This is a genomic window from Pseudomonas sp. 8Z, assembly GCF_902506535.1.
In the GTDB taxonomy this organism is placed as follows: Bacteria; Pseudomonadota; Gammaproteobacteria; order Pseudomonadales; family Pseudomonadaceae; genus Aquipseudomonas.
In genome coordinates this window covers 662,316-679,345 of record NZ_LR733827.1, presented here as the reverse complement: position 1 = coordinate 679,345, position 17,030 = coordinate 662,316, and the positions used below count along the sequence as shown (strand labels likewise).

Sequence of the window (17,030 nt, the reverse complement as noted above, 5' to 3'; positions counted from 1 at the left end):
CTGTGCGCAGAGCAAAAGGCCCGTTCAGTGGGCTTCAGGTATCTCCAACAGCGCTGCCCGGCAGCGCTCTTCGGCGGTGTCCAGCTCCAGTTGCATCTGCTGGATATCGAGTAACTGCTGCTCAAGTTGCAAACGCCGCTCGGCAATTTTTCCCAGCATGATATTGAGCTGATTGCGGTTGTTGTCCTGCGGGTCGTACAGCTCGATCAGGCTTTTGCACTCAGCCAGCGAGAAGCCAATGCGTTTGCCGCGCAGAATCAGCTTCAGCACGACACGATCCTTGGCCGTGTAGATACGTTCCTGACCCCTTCGGGTTGGCGCCAGCATGCCCTGCTCTTCGTAAAAACGGATCGTGCGCGTGGTGATATCCAGCTCACGCGCCAGTTCGGAAATACTATAAGTCTGGGCGACCATGCCGAGTGACTCCTCAAATGAACGGCACCACCGAGAGTGAGGCCAGATAGCCAGCACGCTAGCAATGCCTTCCGTTGACGTCAACGCAACTGCCACCTAGCACCTCCGGTACATCTGCCGCGACTACGCTATCCATCGTGAAGTTGACAGCATCAGAACTCACCTTTACGTTAACGTCAATACCGGCGCTTTTTCCTATCGAACAAATACAATCAAGGTGCCCACATGAACTACCCCACCCTCAACTTCGGCCTTGGTGAAACCCTCGACATGCTGCGCGATGCGGTGCACCAGTTCGCCCAGGCCGAACTCGCGCCGCGCGCCGCGCAGATCGACCGTGACAACGAGTTCCCCATGGACATGTGGCGCAAGTTCGGCGACATGGGCCTGCTCGGCATGACGGTCAAGGAAGAATACGGCGGCACCGACATGGGCTACCTGGCGCACGTGCTGGCCATGGAGGAAATCAGCCGCGCTTCGGCGTCGGTGGGCCTGTCTTACGGCGCGCATTCGAACCTGTGCGTCAACCAGATCCACAAGAACGGCAGCGAAGCGCAGAAGCATAAGTACCTGCCCAAGCTGTGCTCCGGCGAGCATATCGGCGCCCTGGCCATGAGCGAACCCAACGCCGGTTCCGACGTGGTGTCGATGAAGCTGCGTGCGCAAAAGCGCGGCGACCGTTACCTGCTCAACGGCAACAAGATGTGGATTACCAACGGCCCGGACGCCCACACCTACGTGATTTACGCCAAGACCGATATCGACGCCGGTTCGCGCGGCATGACCGCCTTTATCGTCGAGCGCGACTTCAAGGGTTTCTCCCGCCACCAGAAGCTGGACAAGCTGGGCATGCGCGGCTCCAACACCTGCGAGCTGCTGTTCGAAGACTGCGAGGTGCCGGAAGAAAACATCTTAGGCCGCGAAGGCGGCGGTGCGCGCGTACTGATGAGTGGCCTGGACTTTGAGCGCACCGTACTTTCGGGCGGCCCCACCGGGATCATGAGCGCCTGCATGGACGTGGTACTGCCCTACGTGCATGAGCGCCAGCAGTTCAAGCAATCGATCGGCGAATTCCAACTGGTGCAAGGCAAGCTCGCCGATATGTACGCGGGCATGAACGCCTCCAAGTCCTACCTGTACAACGTCGCCCGCGCCTGCGACCGCGGCGAGGAATCGCGCAAGGACGCCGCCGCAGTGATTCTCTACACCGCCGAGATGGCCACCAAAATGGCCCTCGACACCATCCAGTTACTCGGCGGCAACGGCTACACCAACGACTACCCGGCCGGGCGCCTGCTGCGTGATGCCAAGCTCTACGAAATCGGCGCGGGCACCAGCGAGATCCGCCGCATGCTGATCGGTCGCGAGCTGTTCAACGAGACTCAGTAAGCCTGTGTAGCCCGGATGCAATCCGGGAAACCCTGCCCCGGATTGCATCCGGGCTACGACATGGAGCGCCACCAATGGCCATCCTGCACAGCCAAATCAACACCCGCTCGCCAGAGTTCGCCAGCAATCAGACGGCCATGCTTGCCCAGGTGGATGAATTGCGCGCCCTGCTCGCCCGCATTCATCAAGGCGGCGGCGCCAAGGCGCAGGAACGCCATAGCGCGCGTGGCAAGTTGCTGCCACGCGAACGGATCAATCGCCTGCTCGATGCAGGCTCGCCCTTTCTCGAAATCAGCCCGCTCGCCGCCTACCAGATGTACGGCGAAGACGTGCCCGCCGCCGGCGTGATCGCCGGTATCGGTCGGGTCGAAGGCGTGGAATGCATGATCGTGGCCAACGACGCCACGGTTAAAGGTGGCAGCTATTACCCGCTGACGGTGAAAAAACACCTGCGCGCCCAGACCATCGCCCGTGAAAACCGTCTGCCGTGCATCTACCTGGTGGACTCCGGCGGCGCCAACCTGCCGCGCCAGGACGAGGTGTTCCCGGATCGCGAACACTTCGGGCGGATCTTCTTCAACCAGGCCAACATGAGCGCTATGGGCATCGCGCAGATCGCCGTGGTCATGGGCTCCTGCACCGCCGGTGGCGCCTATATGCCAGCGATGAGCGACGAAACCATCATGGTGCGCGAGCAGGCCACCATCTTCCTGGCCGGCCCGCCGCTGGTGAAGGCCGCCACCGGCGAAGTAGTCAGCGCCGAAGAACTCGGCGGCGCCGACGTGCACTGCAAAACCAGCGGTGTGGCCGACCACTACGCCGAAGATGACGAACACGCCCTGGCCCTGGCCCGGCGCTGCATCAGCAATTTGAACTGGCGCAAGCTCGGCCAGCTCGACAGCCGCGCGCCCATCGCCCCGCGCTATGCCACCGAGGAGCTGTACGGGGTGATCCCGGCAGACGCCAAACAGCCCTTCGACGTGCGCGAGGTGATCGCGCGGATCGTCGACGACTCGCAACTGGATGAATTCAAGGCCCTGTTCGGCACCACCCTGGTGTGCGGCTTCGCCCGTATCAACGGCTACCCGGTGGCGATTCTGGCCAACAACGGCATCCTCTTCGCCGAATCGGCGCAGAAAGGCGCGCACTTCGTCGAACTGGCCTGCCAGCGCGGCATTCCGCTGCTTTTTTTGCAGAACATCACCGGCTTTATGGTGGGCAAGAAATACGAGGAAGGCGGCATCGCCAAGCATGGCGCCAAGCTGGTCACCGCCGTGGCCTGCGCCCAGGTGCCAAAATTCACCGTGATCATCGGCGGCAGCTTTGGCGCCGGTAACTACGGCATGTGCGGCCGCGCCTTTGATCCGCGCTTTCTGTGGATGTGGCCCAACGCGCGCATCGGCGTGATGGGCGCGCAGCAAGCCGCTGGCGTGCTGGTACAGGTCAAGCGTGAACAAGCGCAACGCGCCGGTCAGCCATTCAGTGCAGAAGACGAGCAACACCTGACGCAACCCATCGTCGAGCAGTATGAACGGCAGGCACACGCTTTCTACTCCAGCGCCCGCCTGTGGGACGACGGCGTGATCGACCCGGCGCAGACCCGTGAGGTGTTGGCCCTGGCCCTGTCGGCCAGCCTCAATGCGCCCATCGAGCCGACCCACTTTGGCGTGTTCAGGATGTAACCCGACACTCCCCATTAACCGTAGGGCGGGTGCAACCCGCCATTTTCCGGCGGGTTGCACCCGCCCTACGCAGGAGTTCAGATGACCGACTTCAACACCGTACAGCTTGAGAAAGACCCGCGCGGCTTCGCCACCCTGTGGCTGAATCGCCCGGAAAAGAACAACGCCTTCAACGCCGAGATGATCCGCGAACTGATCCTCGCCCTCGACACCGTGGGTGAAGACAAGAGCCTGCGTTTTCTCCTGCTGCGTGGCCGTGGCAAGCACTTTTCCGCCGGTGCCGACCTGGCCTGGATGCAGCACGCCGCGACTCTCGATTACAACGCCAACCTGAGCGATGCCCGCGAGCTGGCCGAGCTGATGTACAACCTGCATGGCCTGAAGATCCCCACGCTGGCCGTTGTCCAGGGTGCGGCCTTCGGTGGTGCGGTGGGCCTGGCCAGTTGCTGCGACATGGCCATCGGCGCCGAAGACGCGCTGTTTTCACTCTCCGAAGTCCGCATCGGCCTGGCGCCAGCCGTGATCAGCCCCTTCGTCGTGCAAACCATCGGCGAACGCGCGGCCAAGCGCTACGCGCTGACCGCCGAGCGCTTCGATGGCAAGCGTGCCCGCGAACTGGGCCTGCTCGCCGAGTGTTATGCAAACGCCGAGCTCGACGCCCAGGTCGAAGCCTGGGTGACCAACCTGCTGCACAACAGCCCACAGGCCATGCGCGCTGGCAAGGATCTGCTGCGTGAAGTCGGCAGCGGCGAGCTAACCCCGGCCCTGCGCCGCTACACCGAGAACGCCATCGCCCGCCTGCGCGTTAGCGCCGAGGGCCAGGAAGGCCTGCGCGCCTTCCTGGAAAAGCGCCAGCCCACTTGGCAGGAGCACTGACCATGATCGATACCCTGCTGATCGCCAACCGTGGCGAAATCGCCTGCCGCGTCATGCGTACAGCCAAGGCCATGGGCATTCGTAGCGTGGCCGTACACAGTGCCATCGACGCAGACGCGCGCCATGTGCGCGAAGCCGATGTCGCGGTAAACCTCGGCGGCGCCAAGCCAGGCGAAAGCTACCTGCTGATCGACAAGATCATCGCGGCAGCGATGGCCAGCAGCGCGCAGGCGATCCACCCTGGCTACGGTTTCCTCTCGGAAAACGCCCAGTTCGCCCGCGCCTGTGAAGACGCCGGGCTGATCTTCCTCGGCCCACCCGCCTCAGCCATCGACGCCATGGGCAGCAAGTCGGCGGCCAAATCGCTGATGGAGGCCGCCGGTGTGCCGCTGGTGCCCGGCTACCACGGTGACAAGCAGGATCTCGACACCTTCGGCGAGGCCGCCGCGCGCATCGGCTACCCGGTGCTACTCAAAGCCGCAGCCGGTGGCGGTGGCAAAGGCATGAAGGTGGCCGAATCCGAGGCGCAGCTCGCCGAGACACTGGAATCCGCGCAGCGCGAAGCGCAGTCGGCCTTCGGAGACTCGCGCATGCTGGTGGAAAAATACGTGCTCAAGCCGCGTCACGTGGAGATTCAGGTATTCGCCGACCAGCACGGCAACTGCCTGTACCTCAACGAGCGCGACTGCTCGATCCAGCGCCGCCACCAGAAAGTGGTCGAAGAAGCACCAGCGCCAGGCCTGAGCCCCGAGCTGCGCCGCGCCATGGGCGAAGCGGCGGTCAAGGCGGCACAGGCCATCGGTTATGTCGGTGCCGGCACCGTGGAATTTTTGCTCGACGAGCGCGGCGACTTCTTCTTTATGGAGATGAACACCCGCCTGCAAGTCGAGCACCCGGTCACCGAGGCCATCACCGGCCTCGACCTGGTGGCCTGGCAGATTCGCGTGGCGCGTGGCGAGCCACTGCCGATTACGCAAGAGCAGGTGCCGCTGAACGGCCATGCCATCGAAGTGCGGCTCTACGCCGAAGACCCGGATCATGAGTTTCTACCCGCTACCGGCACCCTGGCCCTGTACCGCGAAGCACCTGGCGGCGAGGGGCGGCGCATCGACAGTGGCGTGAGCGAGGGCGACAGCATTTCCCCCTTCTACGACCCTATGCTGGGCAAGCTGATCGCCTGGGGCGAGAACCGCGAACAGGCGCGCCTACGCCTGTTGGCCATGCTCGACGACACCCTGGTCGGTGGCGTGAAAACCAACCTGGCCTTCTTACGCCGCATTCTCGCCCACCCAGCGTTCGCTGCGTGCGAGCTGGACACGGGCTTTATCCCTCGTCATCAGCAACAACTGCTGCCTCCTCCTGCTCAATTGCCGGAGATATTCTGGCAACTGGCTGCCGACGCCTGGGTACAGAGCGAAACGCCACTAGCGCGCGACGATGACCCGCATTCGCCCTGGGCCGCGCGCAGCGGTTGGCGCTCCGGCAGTGCAGCAGAAATCGAGTTGCACCTGAGCTGCCAGGGCGAAAACCGTAAGGTATGCGCAAGCGACCAGGGCCGTTTGCAGGGCGAAGAGCTACTGACGGAGATCGACGGCACACGCCAGCGCCTGCGCGCCACCCGCCGTGGCGAAACCCTCTACCTGCAATGGCACGGCGAGCTGCATGCCATCACCCGTTTCGACCCGATTGCCGCCGCCGAGACCAGCCATACCCAGCAAGGAGGCCTCAGTGCACCGATGAACGGCAGCATCGTTCGCGTGCTGGTCAAGCCTGGCCAGGCAGTCGAAGCAAGCACCGCTCTGGTCGTGCTGGAAGCCATGAAAATGGAGCACAGCATCCGTGCGCCCGAGGCCGGTACGGTCAAAGCGCTGTATTGCCATGAAGGGGAAATGGTCAGCGAAGGTGCAGTGCTGGTGGAGCTGGAGGACGCCTGATCCGCCCCCCCAAGGTAGGGTGGGCTTTAGCCCACCAACTCAGCTCAATGCCGCACAGGGCGGGTGCAACCCGCCAGATGATGTTGGCGGGTTACACCCGCCCTACGAATCGAAGCGTGGATCACGCTTCATCGATCCACCAACATAAAAAGCGATGCCCACGCTCTACAGTCGCGTAGGGTGGGCCGGGCGGCGATCCGCTTCAGCCCGCCGTTTTAGCTGAGTCTTGCCGCAGACGCTTCGCGCGGCGCACCTTACGACATCTGCAACACCTACGAGGACAACCGATGAACCTGCCCAAATCCGTGCGTCTGGTCGAAGTCGGCCCGCGCGACGGCCTGCAAAACGAGAAGCAAACGATCAGCGTCAGCGACAAGGTGCGTCTAGTCGACGACCTCACCGCCGCGGGTCTGAGCTATGTGGAGGTGGGCAGTTTCGTCTCACCCAAGTGGGTGCCGCAAATGGCTGGCTCAGCCGAGGTGTTCGCCAGCATCGGACGCCAACCAGGCGTCACCTACGCCGCCCTGACGCCCAACCTGAAAGGCTTCGAGGCTGCACTCGACGCCAAGGTGGAGGAAGTGGCGGTATTCGCCGCCGCCAGCGAAGCCTTCTCACAGAAGAACATCAACTGCTCCATCGCCGACAGCCTGCAGCGCTTCGTACCGCTGCTGGAGGCAGCCAAGGCGGCGAACATACGTGTGCGCGGTTATGTGTCCTGCGTGCTGGGCTGTCCTTACGAGGGTGACGTAACGCCGCAACAAGTCGCCAGCGTCGCTCGCGAGTTGTACACCATGGGCTGCTATGAGGTATCGCTGGGCGACACCATCGGCACAGGCAGCGCAGGCAAAACGCGTGCAATGTTCGAGGTAGTCAGCCGCGACATCCCACGTGACAAGCTGGCCGGGCACTTCCATGACACCTACGGCCAGGCCCTGGCCAATATCTACGCCAGCCTGCTCGAAGGCATCCATGTATTCGACAGCTCGGTTGCAGGCCTGGGCGGCTGCCCTTATGCCAAAGGCGCCACCGGCAACGTCGCCAGCGAAGACGTGCTGTACCTGCTGCAGGGCTTGGGTATCGAAACAGGCGTGGACATGGACACGCTGATCGCCGCTGGCCAGCGCATCTGTGACAAGCTGGGCAAGGCCAACGGCTCGCGGGTCGCGCGTGCTCGGCTGGTGAATCACTGAGCGCCAACCTGCACCTGTAGGAGCGGCTTTAGCCGCGAAAATCGCGGATGAATCCGCTCCCACAGGTCGAAGCTCTTTATCGGTTCACCCCTTGCAACGCGCTCCGAGCGCGTGAAAAGGTCGGCGCAATGGCAGCCGAGGTCGTCTAGGTTAAAGGTCAAATACCCTGAACGCACTAACCTTAAGCTCAGGGACAAGAACGACGAGGACTGACCCATGCAGCACCCTCTGTGGGCACCTTCGCCCGAGCGTATCACCGCCAGCCAAATGGACGCCTTGCGCCGTTTCGTCAATCAGCGCCATGGTTTGCAACTGCACGACTACCCTGCCCTGCACGCCTGGAGCGTCGAGCAGCGTGCAGACTTCTGGCAGGCCATCGTCGATTTCTTTGAAGTTCGTTTTCACACGTCCGCTGCATGCGTGTTGCGTGAAGGCCCGGCGATGCCGGATGCGCAGTGGTTCCCCGGCGCCACGCTGAACTTCGCCGAGCACCTGCTGCGGCGGCGCGACGGCCATCCGGCGCTGGTCGCCATCGCAGAAGACGGCAGCCGAGAGCAGCTCAGCTACGCACAACTGGCCGCCCATGTTGCCGGCCTGCAACGTGCCCTGCATCAAGCAGGTGTGGGGGTTGGCGAGCGAGTCGCGGCCTTCATGCCCAACACCTGGCAAACCGTAGTCGGCATGCTCGCCGCCAGCAGCCTCGGCGCCATCTGGTCGAGTTGCTCGCCGGATTTCGGCACTCAGGGCGTGATCGATCGCTTCGGCCAGATCGAACCCAAGGTGCTGATCGCCGCCGCCGGCTACCGCTATGCAGGCAAGAACATCGATCTGACCGGCAAGCTCAACGAAATCCTCGCGCAACTGCCCAACCTGGAGCGCCTGGTCATCGTGCCCTACTCACGTGACGAGGCCAGCCCTGACGATTACACGTCAGCGGCATCAGTGGCGCTCTGGCAGGAGTTCTACCAACCCGGTGGCGCGCCACAGTTCACCCCCATACCCTTCGAGCAGCCGCTGTACATCCTGTATTCAAGCGGCACCACCGGCGTGCCCAAGTGCATCGTGCACAGTACGGGCGGCACCCTGTTGCAACACGTCAAGGAACTGGGCCTGCACACCGACCTCGGCGCCGATGACACCCTGTTCTACTACACCACCTGCGGCTGGATGATGTGGAACTGGCTGGTTTCCGGCCTGGCCCTGGGCGCCACCCTGGTGCTCTACGATGGCTCTCCCTTGCACCCTGAACCAACGCGGCTGATCGATCTGATCGACACCGAGGACATCTCCATCTTCGGCACCAGCGCCAAGTTCATTGCCGCGCTGGAAAAAGCGGGCGTCAAACCCCGTCAGAGCCACCGTTTGGCGAAACTGAAAACGCTGCTTTGCACCGGCTCGCCGCTGGCCCATGAGAGCTTCGATTACGTCTACCGCGATATAAAAAGCGATCTGTGTCTGTCATCGATTTCCGGTGGCACCGATATCGTCTCCTGCTTCGCCCTGGGCAACCCGACCCTGCCGGTGTGGCGCGGCGAGTTGCAGTGCAAGGGCTTGGGCATGGACGTGCAGGTGTGGAACGAACACGGCCAGGCGGTGACCGATGACAAGGGCGAGCTGGTGTGCGCCCGACACTTTCCCTCGATGCCGGTTGGGTTCTGGAACGACGCAGGCGGTGAGAAATTCCACGCCGCGTATTTCGCCAGTTTTCCCGGCGTCTGGGCCCACGGCGACTATGCCGAGGAGACCGAGCACGGTGGCCTGGTCATCCATGGCCGCTCGGATGCCGTGCTCAACCCCGGCGGTGTACGCATCGGCACTGCGGAAATCTACCGCCAGGTGGAACAGGTGCCGCAGGTGCTGGAGTCCATCGCCATCGGCCAGGACTGGCAGGGCGATGTACGTGTGGTGTTGTTCGTGCGCCTACGCGATGGCCTGACACTTGATGACGAGCTGCGCAGCGCGATCTGCCAGGTAATCCGCGCCAATACCACGCCGCGTCACGTGCCGGCGAAGATCATCCAGGTCGCCGACATTCCCCGCACCCTCAGCGGCAAGATCGTCGAACTGGCGGTGCGCAACGTCGTGCATGACCGCCCGGTGAAGAACACTGACGCCCTGGCCAATCCACAAGCGCTGCAGTTATACCAAGACCTGCCAGAGCTGCAGGTCTAGGTTTTGCCGGCCAAATCCACTGCAGATAACTGAGCTGGCCGCACAGAACTGGTACGGGAGTTCCTCTATACTAGGCCCATAACTCGGACAGGATGTTCCTAATGCGTATTACTGTCTGCCTACTGGTTGTCCTGCTCTACACAGGCCGCTTGCTTGCCGACGAGCCTCTTGATCTGCATATGCCAGACGCCCCTCCGCTAACGCTGTACGAGTATGAAGGCGGCAATGGTATGGTCGGCGATGTGACACTCGCCGCCATCGCCCTCACCGGCAGGCTCGCCCGTATCATCGAAGAACCCTGGCCCAGAGCCCAGGTGAAGGTTGCCAGCGGCAAGAATCAACTGATCATCCCGCTTTCACGCACACCGGATCGCGAAGACCGCTACACCTGGATCGCCCCGATCATGGTGCTCGAACGTGCGTTCTTCAGCCTCGACGAACCGATCGCCGACTTCGCGCAAGCGCGCCAGCGCTATCACCGCATCGGGGTCGGCCTCGGTACCGCGCAAGTGGAAATTCTGCGCCGTGAAGGCTTCGCCGATGAGCAGATCATCCAGCTCAAACTGGGGGAGAATCCGGCCATCCTGCTGGAGCGCGGGCGTATCGATGCCTGGTTCACCGGAATCCCGGAAGCCCTGTACATCTGGAACAAATCCTCACAGCAGCGGCAAAAATTGCGCAGAAGCCCTGCCTTGGCCAGTACCGACCTCTATCTGGCCTGCTCCAAGACGTGCGACCCGCAGCTTGTCACACAACTGCGGGCCGCCGTGGAGCAACTGGAGTCCGACGGCATCAGCCAGCGTCTGCGCGCAGCCTATCTACCGGACCTCGAAGAGCACTGAGCGCACTTAGATGCCATCAAATGCCTGAGCGCCCAGGATCCTCAGGCGGCTCGTCCTGCTCGATATCCTCAAGCTTGAGTTCCAACCCCCAATCGCCAGCGGCCTTGGCCGCTGGTGCCGGAGTCGCCACGGCAACCGTAGGCTTGGCGGGCGCCGCCTGCGGAGTATCACGGTAGAGTTTGAGTTTCAGGCGCACGTTATTGGCCGAGTCGGCGTTCTTCACCGCCTCTTCCTCATCGATAGCACCTTCATGCACCAGATCGATCAGCGCCTGATCGAAGGTCTGCATGCCGAGATTCTTCGACTTTTCCATGATTTCCTTGAGTTCGGAAAACTCATTGCGCTTGATCAAATCGCGCACCGTTGGCGTCCCCAACATCACCTCCACCGCCGCGCGGCGCTTGCCGTCGAGGGTCTTGACCAGACGCTGGGAGACAAAGGCCTTGAGGTTGTTACCCAGATCATTGAGCAACTGCGGACGACGCTCCTCGGGGAAGAAATTGATGATGCGGTCCAGTGCCTGGTTGGCATTGTTGGCGTGCAGCGTGGAGATCGCCAGGTGCCCGGTATCGGCAAAAGCCAGGGCGTGCTCCATGGTCTCGCGGTCGCGAATCTCGCCAATCAGAATCACATCAGGCGCTTGACGCAAGGTGTTCTTCAGCGCGGCATGGAAGCTGCGGGTATCCACACCCACCTCGCGCTGATTGATGATCGACTTCTTGTGCCGATGCACGTATTCCACCGGATCTTCGATGGTAATGATGTGCCCGCCGCTATTGCGGTTGCGGTAGTCGATCAGCGCTGCCAGCGAAGTCGACTTGCCCGAACCGGTGCCGCCGACGAACAGCACCAGACCGCGTTTTTCCATCACCGTGCTCAGCAGCACCTCGGGCAGCTTGAGGTCCTCGAAACGCGGAATCTCCATCTTGATGTTGCGCGCGACGATGGACACCTCGTTGCGCTGCTTGAAGATGTTGATGCGAAAACGCCCGACACCGGACAGGGAAATCGCCAGGTTCATCTCCAGCTCGCGTTCGAATTCCTCACGCTGCGCGCTATCCATGATCGATTCGGCAATGGCCGCCACGTCGCCCGAGCGCAGCGGCTCCTGGCTAAGCGCCTTGAGCACGCCGTTGAACTTGGCGCAGGGCGGCGCGCCGGTGGACAGATAGAGGTCGGAACCGTCCTGACTGGACAGCACCTTGAGCATTGCATGGAGATCCATGGCGGCATTCCCGTGGGGGCGATTGAATTACCATAGCCAAGATTCGCCACCACTTGATGACGACGAGACCTGTCTTTAAGTTGACGTCATTCTGCTGGCGTGATGGATACTGGCACAATAAGCATCCGCCGAATTTGAGGAGCGCATCAATGGCAAAGGCAATGGCCCGCCACATTCTGGTCAAGACCGAAACAGAAGCCGCCGCGCTGAAAAAACGCATCGCCGCTGGCGAAGCCTTCGATGTCCTGGCGCGTAAATACTCCGTCTGTCCGTCCAGCAAGAAAGGCGGCGACCTCGGTGAAGTACGCCCTGGGCAAATGGTGCGCGCGGTGGATCAGGTGATTTTCAAGAAGGCACTGCGCGAAGTGCACGGCCCGGTGAAGACCCAGTTCGGCTACCACCTGATCCAGGTGTTCTACCGCGACTGACAAATGATGGCACATAGCCTCTATCAGCGCGTTATCATACCGGCCTCTCTAGCCCGCCCTTGGAGCCCGCATGAACGCCAGCCGCCCGCCCGTTTTCGCCCGCGAGTGCGACCTGGTTATGAAGGGCGGCATCACCAGCGGCATTGTCTATCCACTCGCCATTAGTGAAATTGCCAAGGCTTTCCGCCTGCGCAGCATCGGTGGCACCAGCGCCGGAGCGATTGCAGCCGCAGCCGCGGCAGCGGCAGAACTGGGGCGCCAGCGCTACCAGGCCGGTGAGCTGAGCGAAGATCCGCAAGGATTCGCCGAAATCGAACGACTGCCTACTCACCTGTGCACGGCGGCTACCAGCGGCCATGGCACCAAACTGCTGGCCTTGTTTCGTCCGAGCCCCAGGCTCCGCGGCCTGTTCGACACCTTTACTGCCGCGCTCGATGCCAAGAGCAAGCCGCTCGGTTTGTTGCGAGCCGTGCTACGTCATTACGGACTGGCAACAGGCCTCGGCGCGCTGCTTGGCGGCGGCCCACTATGGGCGCTAGCACTCGCCAACCACAGCCTGCTGCTGTGGCTTTGGCTGCTGCTGGCCGCCCTGCTCGGTGCTCTGCTAGCAACCGGCATTTGCCTGCTGCGCCAGACCAGCCGCGAACTACCCGCCAACGGTTTCGGCCTGTGCAGTGGTATGTCCAGCCCGGATGATCCGGCCGCGCAAGAAGCGCTAACGCCCTGGCTAAGCACCTATCTCGACCGCCTTAGCGGTCAACCTCAGGCCTGTGCGAGCGCTGCCGACGCAGTGGAGCGTGCACGCCCTCTGACCTTCGGTGACCTGCGCCGACATGGCATCGATCTGCAGATGATGACCACCTGCGCCAGCATGGCGCGGCCTTTTCGCCTGCCCTTTCGTAACGACGAGCAGGTACGTGAAAACAACCAGTTCTACTTCCACGAAGACGAGTTTTGCGCTCTATTTCCGCCGCACGTCGTGAACTGGATGCGTGCGCGCCAGCGCCCGTCGAAATGCCCCGAGCGGGCCGACGGCCTGTATCGCCTGCCGCTACCGGACGACCTGCCGGTGGTGGTGGCCGTACGAATGAGCCTCAGCTTTCCCCTGCTGCTCAGCGCCGTGCCGCTGTATGCCGTGGACTACCGCAGCAGCCATAAAAGCCTGGAGCGCTGCTGGTTCACCGACGGCGGCATCGCCTCCAACTTTCCCATCCACTTCTTCGACCAGGCCCTGCCGACACGCCCCACCTTCGGCCTCGACCTGGGCAATACCGAAGATGCCAACGGCCCGCGCGTACACTTCCCGGCGCGCAACAGCGATGCACGTCTGGCCTATTGGCGGCGCTTTCCCGAAAGCGGTCTGGGGGCCGTCGGCAGTTTTCTGCGCATCGTGATGAACGTCGCCAAGGACTGGAACCACGAAACCCTGTCGCTGTTGCCAGGCTTTCGCGACCGTATTGGCCTGATCCAACTGACCCGTGAAGAAGGCGGCCTGAACCTGACCATGCCCCCCGAGCGCATCGCCCGTTTGACCGAGTACGGGCGCCAGGCCGGTATCGAATTTGTGCACCGCTTCGGCAGCCCGGACTGCTGGCAGAGCGGCGCACAGCCGATCAAGATGAACTGGGAAAACCATCAAAGCATCCGTCTGCGCCTGATGCTGGCCAGCGTCGCCGAACAGTTGGCCAGCCTGGAACGCGCCTACAGCACGCTGGCAAACACGCCAGAGGACTATCGCCGCTTCTTCAGTGAGCGCTACAGCTACACCCTGCAAGGCCTTGGTGAACTTGACGCCAACGCGCATGGCCAGTACCCGACCCAGGCGGCACTGGCCCTGGCACAACTCGACAGCCTACGAGCGCTGGCGCAGCAGATCGCGCAACACGCACAGATCAATCCGGCGCTGCACCCCGCCGAAGGGGCCCCCAAACCAACACCGGAGCTGAAGTTGCGTCCACGTGTCTGAAGCTGCCCATGCCGCGCGCAAATCCCCTAAAATCGCGCGCAGCCGACTACCGGCGACCAGATGAATGCACGAGCCACCTGCTTCCATGCCGACGATTACCCACGACATCACCCATTGCGCACAGCACCTGCAAGGCGGCGACCTGGTCGCGATGCCCACCGAGACCGTCTACGGCTTGGCCGCCGACGCCCGCAACGGCGATGCCGTGGCCAAGGTGTTCCAACTCAAGCAACGCCCGGACAGTAACCCCCTGATCGTGCACCTGGCCGATGCCAGCCAGGCCAGCGACTGGGTCAGCCAGATTCCACCACAGGCACAGGCCCTGATGGACACCTTCTGGCCGGGGCCACTGACGCTGGTATTGCCAGCCCGTGACGACGTGCTGCGCAGCGTGACCGCCGGGCAAGACAGCGTCGCCCTGCGCGTGCCCGCCCATCCTGGCGCGCGCGCCTTGCTGCACGCGTTCGGCGGTGGGCTGGTGGCACCATCGGCCAATCGCTATATGTCGATCAGCCCGACCAGCGCGGCCCACGTCGCTCAGCAATTCGCCGACAGCGAACTGCTGATTCTTGACGGTGGAGCCTGTCAGGTAGGTCTGGAGTCAAGCATCGTCGCCCTGCTGCCCGGCGACAGCCCACGCCTGTTGCGCCACGGCATGCTCGATCAGCAGCGCCTGCAACAGGTACTCGGGCAAGCGCTGGAGACTCGTGATGGTGGCCTGCGGGCACCGGGCCAGCATCGCCGTCACTATGCGCCGGGCACTCTGGCCAGCACCTTCATCGAGGCGCCTGAAGCGGCGCTGGACTGCGCCGACTGCGGTTGGATCTGGTGCGGTCAGCCGCGCCCAAGCCAGGGCCCAGGCATCGATCTGAGCGCCGACCCCGAGCACTACGCCGCCGGTCTGTACGCCGCCCTGTACCAGCTCGACGCCATGCATTTACGCCATCTGTATATCGCCCTGCCACCAGCCGGAGCGGCCTGGGCAGCGGTGCATGAACGCCTGCAGCGCGCGACGACGCAATAGCGCCGCGCGCCCCATGGCCTTGCTTAGAGACGCGTGAACACGCGCTCGGCAGGTAACCGCGATTTCGGCAGTGCGGCGTTAAAGTCGCCATCGCTGTGGTAACCCAGCGACACCATCACCAGGCTGCTCAGGCCACGCTCGGCCAGGCCCAGCTCGGCATCCAGGGCCTCGCGGTCGATACCCTCCATCGGCGTAGCATCCAGGCCCAGACTGGCCGCACCCAACAGCAACGAACCCAGCGCAAGGTAAGCCTGCTTCTCCATCCAGTGCGAAATGTCGCCCAGTTCGCGGTGCAGATTCACATAGCTGTTACGGGTGTTTTGCTGCGTGATACGCGCCGCCTCATCGCGGAAACGCCCATCAGCGCTCTCCTGGCCCAACAGCACCGCCAGATGCGTGTCACTCATATCGCGCTGGGTACAAATCAGAATCACATGCGAGGCGTCGAGCACCTTAGGCTGGTTATAGGCAAAAGCGCCCTGGGTGCCCTTGGCCAAACGCGCCTTGCCTTCGGCAGAGCTGGCCACGACGAAGTGCCAAGGTTGCGAGTTGACCGACGAAGGAGACAGGCGCAGCAGCTCCAGCAACTGCTCGACGGTCGCCTGATCCACCTGGCGGCTCGCATCATAGGCCTTGGTGGTGTAGCGCTTGCGTGCGAAGGAAACGAGGCTCATCAACGATCTCCTGATCAATGGGAAAAACGGGGCGCCAGGCTGAACCTAGCAATCCCCTGCAAAACAGCATTGGGAACCCTGCAAGGTCTATACACCAGCAACAGAGTCATTGAACGACCTTATGGCAAGCCTGCAGTTTCAACCATGTGTCACTAGGCATGACTGTTTGTCAAAAGAGCCCCACTCAGCCCAAAGGATGCGCGAGGAAACGTAGTGCTGGGGCGACGATCTGCTCCTGCGCCGCCACCAGTGGCAAGTCGCGCGCGCCCTCGGCGGTTTGCTCGACCAAGGCATACAGCGTCGCGGTTGCCAGCTCCAGGGCTTGCGGCAGCGCCTGCCCGGCCAACAGACGCCCCAGCAAAGTGGCAGAAAATACGTCGCCCATGCCATTGGGCAAGGGATGCAGCGCCAGGCGCGGCGTGGTCACCAGCCAGGCGCCCTCACCGTTCACGGCCAAGGTGCCCAAATCACTATCAGCAATATCCGGCGTTGCCAGGCTGGTGATGACGACAGTATCCGGGCCACGGCCACGCAGTTGCCGGGCGATCTTCACCGCCTCCTGCAAGCTGCCCAACTTTGTCCCGGTGAGCAGCTCGAACTCGAACTGGTTCGGGGTGATGATGTTGGCGAAGGGAATCGCCTGGTCACGCAGAAAATCGGGAATCGCCGCATTGACGAATACGCCCCGGCCGACATCGCCCATCACCGGGTCGCACAGGTAGCGCACGTTCGGATTGTGCTGACGGATCTCGCCGACCGCTTCGAGAATCACCCGGCCGCTGTCGGCATCCCCCAAATAACCAGAGAGCACCGCCGACAGGCGCGGCAGCACGCCGCGCTCACGCAAGCCCAACAGCACTTCGCGCACGTGCTCGGAGCCAAATACCTGGCCACGGAACTGGCCATAGCCGGTGTGGTTGGAAAACTGCACAGTGTGAATCGGCAACACCTCGAAACCCAGGCGCTGCAACGGGAATACCGCCGCCGCATTGCCAACATGGCCCCAGGCGACGTGAGATTGGATGGATAGAACGAGGGGCGGCAGGACGGCACTCATCAGCGGCTCCAGCAGTGAAGAAAGGAGCGGCGATTATTCGTCATGTCGAGGCTACAAGGCCACTACTGGCTCGCCGTACATGACTGCGCCTAAAGCAGACATAACAGTTAAAACCGATATCCAAATCAAAGATTTACCGTCGCCATAAGATACGTCG

14 protein-coding genes are annotated in these 17,030 nt (G+C 62.6%); 10 read left to right on the top strand and 4 right to left on the bottom strand.

From position 1 onward, the window contains the following. Positions 1-24: 24 nt before the first annotated feature. Complete coding sequence (locus tag AERO9A_RS15765) at positions 25-414, bottom strand: MerR family DNA-binding transcriptional regulator (RefSeq protein ID WP_159972888.1); 390 nt, start codon at positions 412-414, stop codon at positions 25-27. A 225-nt stretch (positions 415-639) separates the two neighbouring features. Between AERO9A_RS15765 and AERO9A_RS15760 the strand changes: the two genes are divergently transcribed. From AERO9A_RS15760 to AERO9A_RS15730, 7 genes are all read left to right on the top strand, one after another. Continuing rightward, a complete protein-coding gene (locus AERO9A_RS15760; RefSeq protein ID WP_159972887.1) occupies positions 640-1,803 on the top strand; it encodes an isovaleryl-CoA dehydrogenase in 1,164 nt (387 codons plus the stop codon). Between the two features lie 74 nt (positions 1,804-1,877). Then, positions 1,878-3,485, top strand: a complete 1,608-nt coding sequence (locus AERO9A_RS15755) for a carboxyl transferase domain-containing protein (protein WP_159972886.1) — start codon at positions 1,878-1,880, stop codon at positions 3,483-3,485. Positions 3,486-3,566: 81 nt separating this feature from the next. Continuing rightward, a complete protein-coding gene (locus AERO9A_RS15750; RefSeq protein WP_159972885.1) occupies positions 3,567-4,361 on the top strand; it encodes a gamma-carboxygeranoyl-CoA hydratase in 795 nt (264 codons plus the stop codon). Positions 4,362-4,363: 2 nt separating this feature from the next. Continuing rightward, the gene (locus AERO9A_RS15745; RefSeq protein WP_159972884.1) at positions 4,364-6,295 is read left to right on the top strand and encodes an acetyl/propionyl/methylcrotonyl-CoA carboxylase subunit alpha; all 1,932 of its coding nucleotides are present in this window, start codon (positions 4,364-4,366) and stop codon (positions 6,293-6,295) included. A 287-nt stretch (positions 6,296-6,582) separates the two neighbouring features. Continuing rightward, positions 6,583-7,485 carry a hydroxymethylglutaryl-CoA lyase gene (locus tag AERO9A_RS15740; RefSeq protein ID WP_159972883.1) on the top strand — a complete coding sequence of 301 codons (903 nt, stop codon included), beginning with the start codon at positions 6,583-6,585 and terminating at the stop codon, positions 7,483-7,485. Positions 7,486-7,701: 216 nt separating this feature from the next. Beyond that, complete coding sequence (locus AERO9A_RS15735) at positions 7,702-9,657, top strand: acetoacetate--CoA ligase (protein ID WP_159972882.1); 1,956 nt, start codon at positions 7,702-7,704, stop codon at positions 9,655-9,657. A gap of 92 nt (positions 9,658-9,749) precedes the next feature. After that, on the top strand, positions 9,750-10,499 hold the full coding sequence (locus AERO9A_RS15730) for a transporter substrate-binding domain-containing protein (RefSeq protein WP_159972881.1): 750 nt from the start codon (positions 9,750-9,752) through the stop codon (positions 10,497-10,499). Between the two features lie 16 nt (positions 10,500-10,515). On the opposite strand, the gene AERO9A_RS15725 is transcribed toward AERO9A_RS15730, so the two are convergent. Continuing rightward, positions 10,516-11,724 (bottom strand): PilT/PilU family type 4a pilus ATPase, encoded by a 1,209-nt coding sequence (locus tag AERO9A_RS15725; protein WP_178111147.1) that lies wholly within the window; start codon positions 11,722-11,724, stop codon positions 10,516-10,518. 149 nt (positions 11,725-11,873) lie between these two features. On the opposite strand from AERO9A_RS15725, the gene AERO9A_RS15720 reads away from it, so the two are divergent. The 3 genes from AERO9A_RS15720 to AERO9A_RS15710 all read left to right on the top strand — a co-directional run bounded on the left by AERO9A_RS15720 (position 11,874) and on the right by AERO9A_RS15710 (position 15,142). Then, entirely contained in the window at positions 11,874-12,152 is a 279-nt protein-coding gene (locus AERO9A_RS15720) for a peptidylprolyl isomerase (protein ID WP_159972880.1), read from the top strand. Positions 12,153-12,222: 70 nt separating this feature from the next. Further along, positions 12,223-14,118: a patatin-like phospholipase family protein gene (locus AERO9A_RS15715; RefSeq protein ID WP_159972879.1), complete on the top strand. Its 1,896-nt coding sequence runs from the start codon at positions 12,223-12,225 to the stop codon at positions 14,116-14,118. Between the two features lie 85 nt (positions 14,119-14,203). Continuing rightward, entirely contained in the window at positions 14,204-15,142 is a 939-nt protein-coding gene (locus tag AERO9A_RS15710; RefSeq protein WP_159972878.1) for an L-threonylcarbamoyladenylate synthase, read from the top strand. A gap of 23 nt (positions 15,143-15,165) precedes the next feature. On the opposite strand, the gene nfsB is transcribed toward AERO9A_RS15710, so the two are convergent. After that, on the bottom strand, positions 15,166-15,816 hold the full coding sequence (nfsB, locus tag AERO9A_RS15705) for an oxygen-insensitive NAD(P)H nitroreductase (RefSeq protein WP_159972877.1): 651 nt from the start codon (positions 15,814-15,816) through the stop codon (positions 15,166-15,168). 184 nt (positions 15,817-16,000) lie between these two features. Further along, a complete protein-coding gene (gene pdxY / locus AERO9A_RS15700; RefSeq protein WP_159972876.1) occupies positions 16,001-16,873 on the bottom strand; it encodes a pyridoxal kinase PdxY in 873 nt (290 codons plus the stop codon). Between the last annotated feature and the right edge of the window lie 157 nt (positions 16,874-17,030).

Bases quoted from the DNA above. Each gene is read 5' to 3' on its own strand.
- AERO9A_RS15745 (WP_159972884.1), top strand. From the start codon at position 4,364: ATGATCGATACCCTGCTGATCGCCAACCGTGGCGAAATCGCCTGCCGC.
- AERO9A_RS15730 (WP_159972881.1), top strand. From the start codon at position 9,750: ATGTTCCTAATGCGTATTACTGTCTGCCTACTGGTTGTCCTGCTCTAC.
- pdxY (WP_159972876.1), bottom strand. From the start codon at position 16,873: ATGAGTGCCGTCCTGCCGCCCCTCGTTCTATCCATCCAATCTCACGTC.
- AERO9A_RS15765 (WP_159972888.1), bottom strand. From the start codon at position 414: ATGGTCGCCCAGACTTATAGTATTTCCGAACTGGCGCGTGAGCTGGAT.
- AERO9A_RS15755 (WP_159972886.1), top strand. From the start codon at position 1,878: ATGGCCATCCTGCACAGCCAAATCAACACCCGCTCGCCAGAGTTCGCC.
- AERO9A_RS15760 (WP_159972887.1), top strand. From the start codon at position 640: ATGAACTACCCCACCCTCAACTTCGGCCTTGGTGAAACCCTCGACATG.
- AERO9A_RS15720 (WP_159972880.1), top strand. From the start codon at position 11,874: ATGGCAAAGGCAATGGCCCGCCACATTCTGGTCAAGACCGAAACAGAA.
- AERO9A_RS15725 (WP_178111147.1), bottom strand. From the start codon at position 11,724: ATGGATCTCCATGCAATGCTCAAGGTGCTGTCCAGTCAGGACGGTTCC.
- AERO9A_RS15740 (WP_159972883.1), top strand. From the start codon at position 6,583: ATGAACCTGCCCAAATCCGTGCGTCTGGTCGAAGTCGGCCCGCGCGAC.
- nfsB (WP_159972877.1), bottom strand. From the start codon at position 15,816: ATGAGCCTCGTTTCCTTCGCACGCAAGCGCTACACCACCAAGGCCTAT.
- AERO9A_RS15750 (WP_159972885.1), top strand. From the start codon at position 3,567: ATGACCGACTTCAACACCGTACAGCTTGAGAAAGACCCGCGCGGCTTC.
- AERO9A_RS15715 (WP_159972879.1), top strand. From the start codon at position 12,223: ATGAACGCCAGCCGCCCGCCCGTTTTCGCCCGCGAGTGCGACCTGGTT.
- AERO9A_RS15735 (WP_159972882.1), top strand. From the start codon at position 7,702: ATGCAGCACCCTCTGTGGGCACCTTCGCCCGAGCGTATCACCGCCAGC.
- AERO9A_RS15710 (WP_159972878.1), top strand. From the start codon at position 14,204: ATGCCGACGATTACCCACGACATCACCCATTGCGCACAGCACCTGCAA.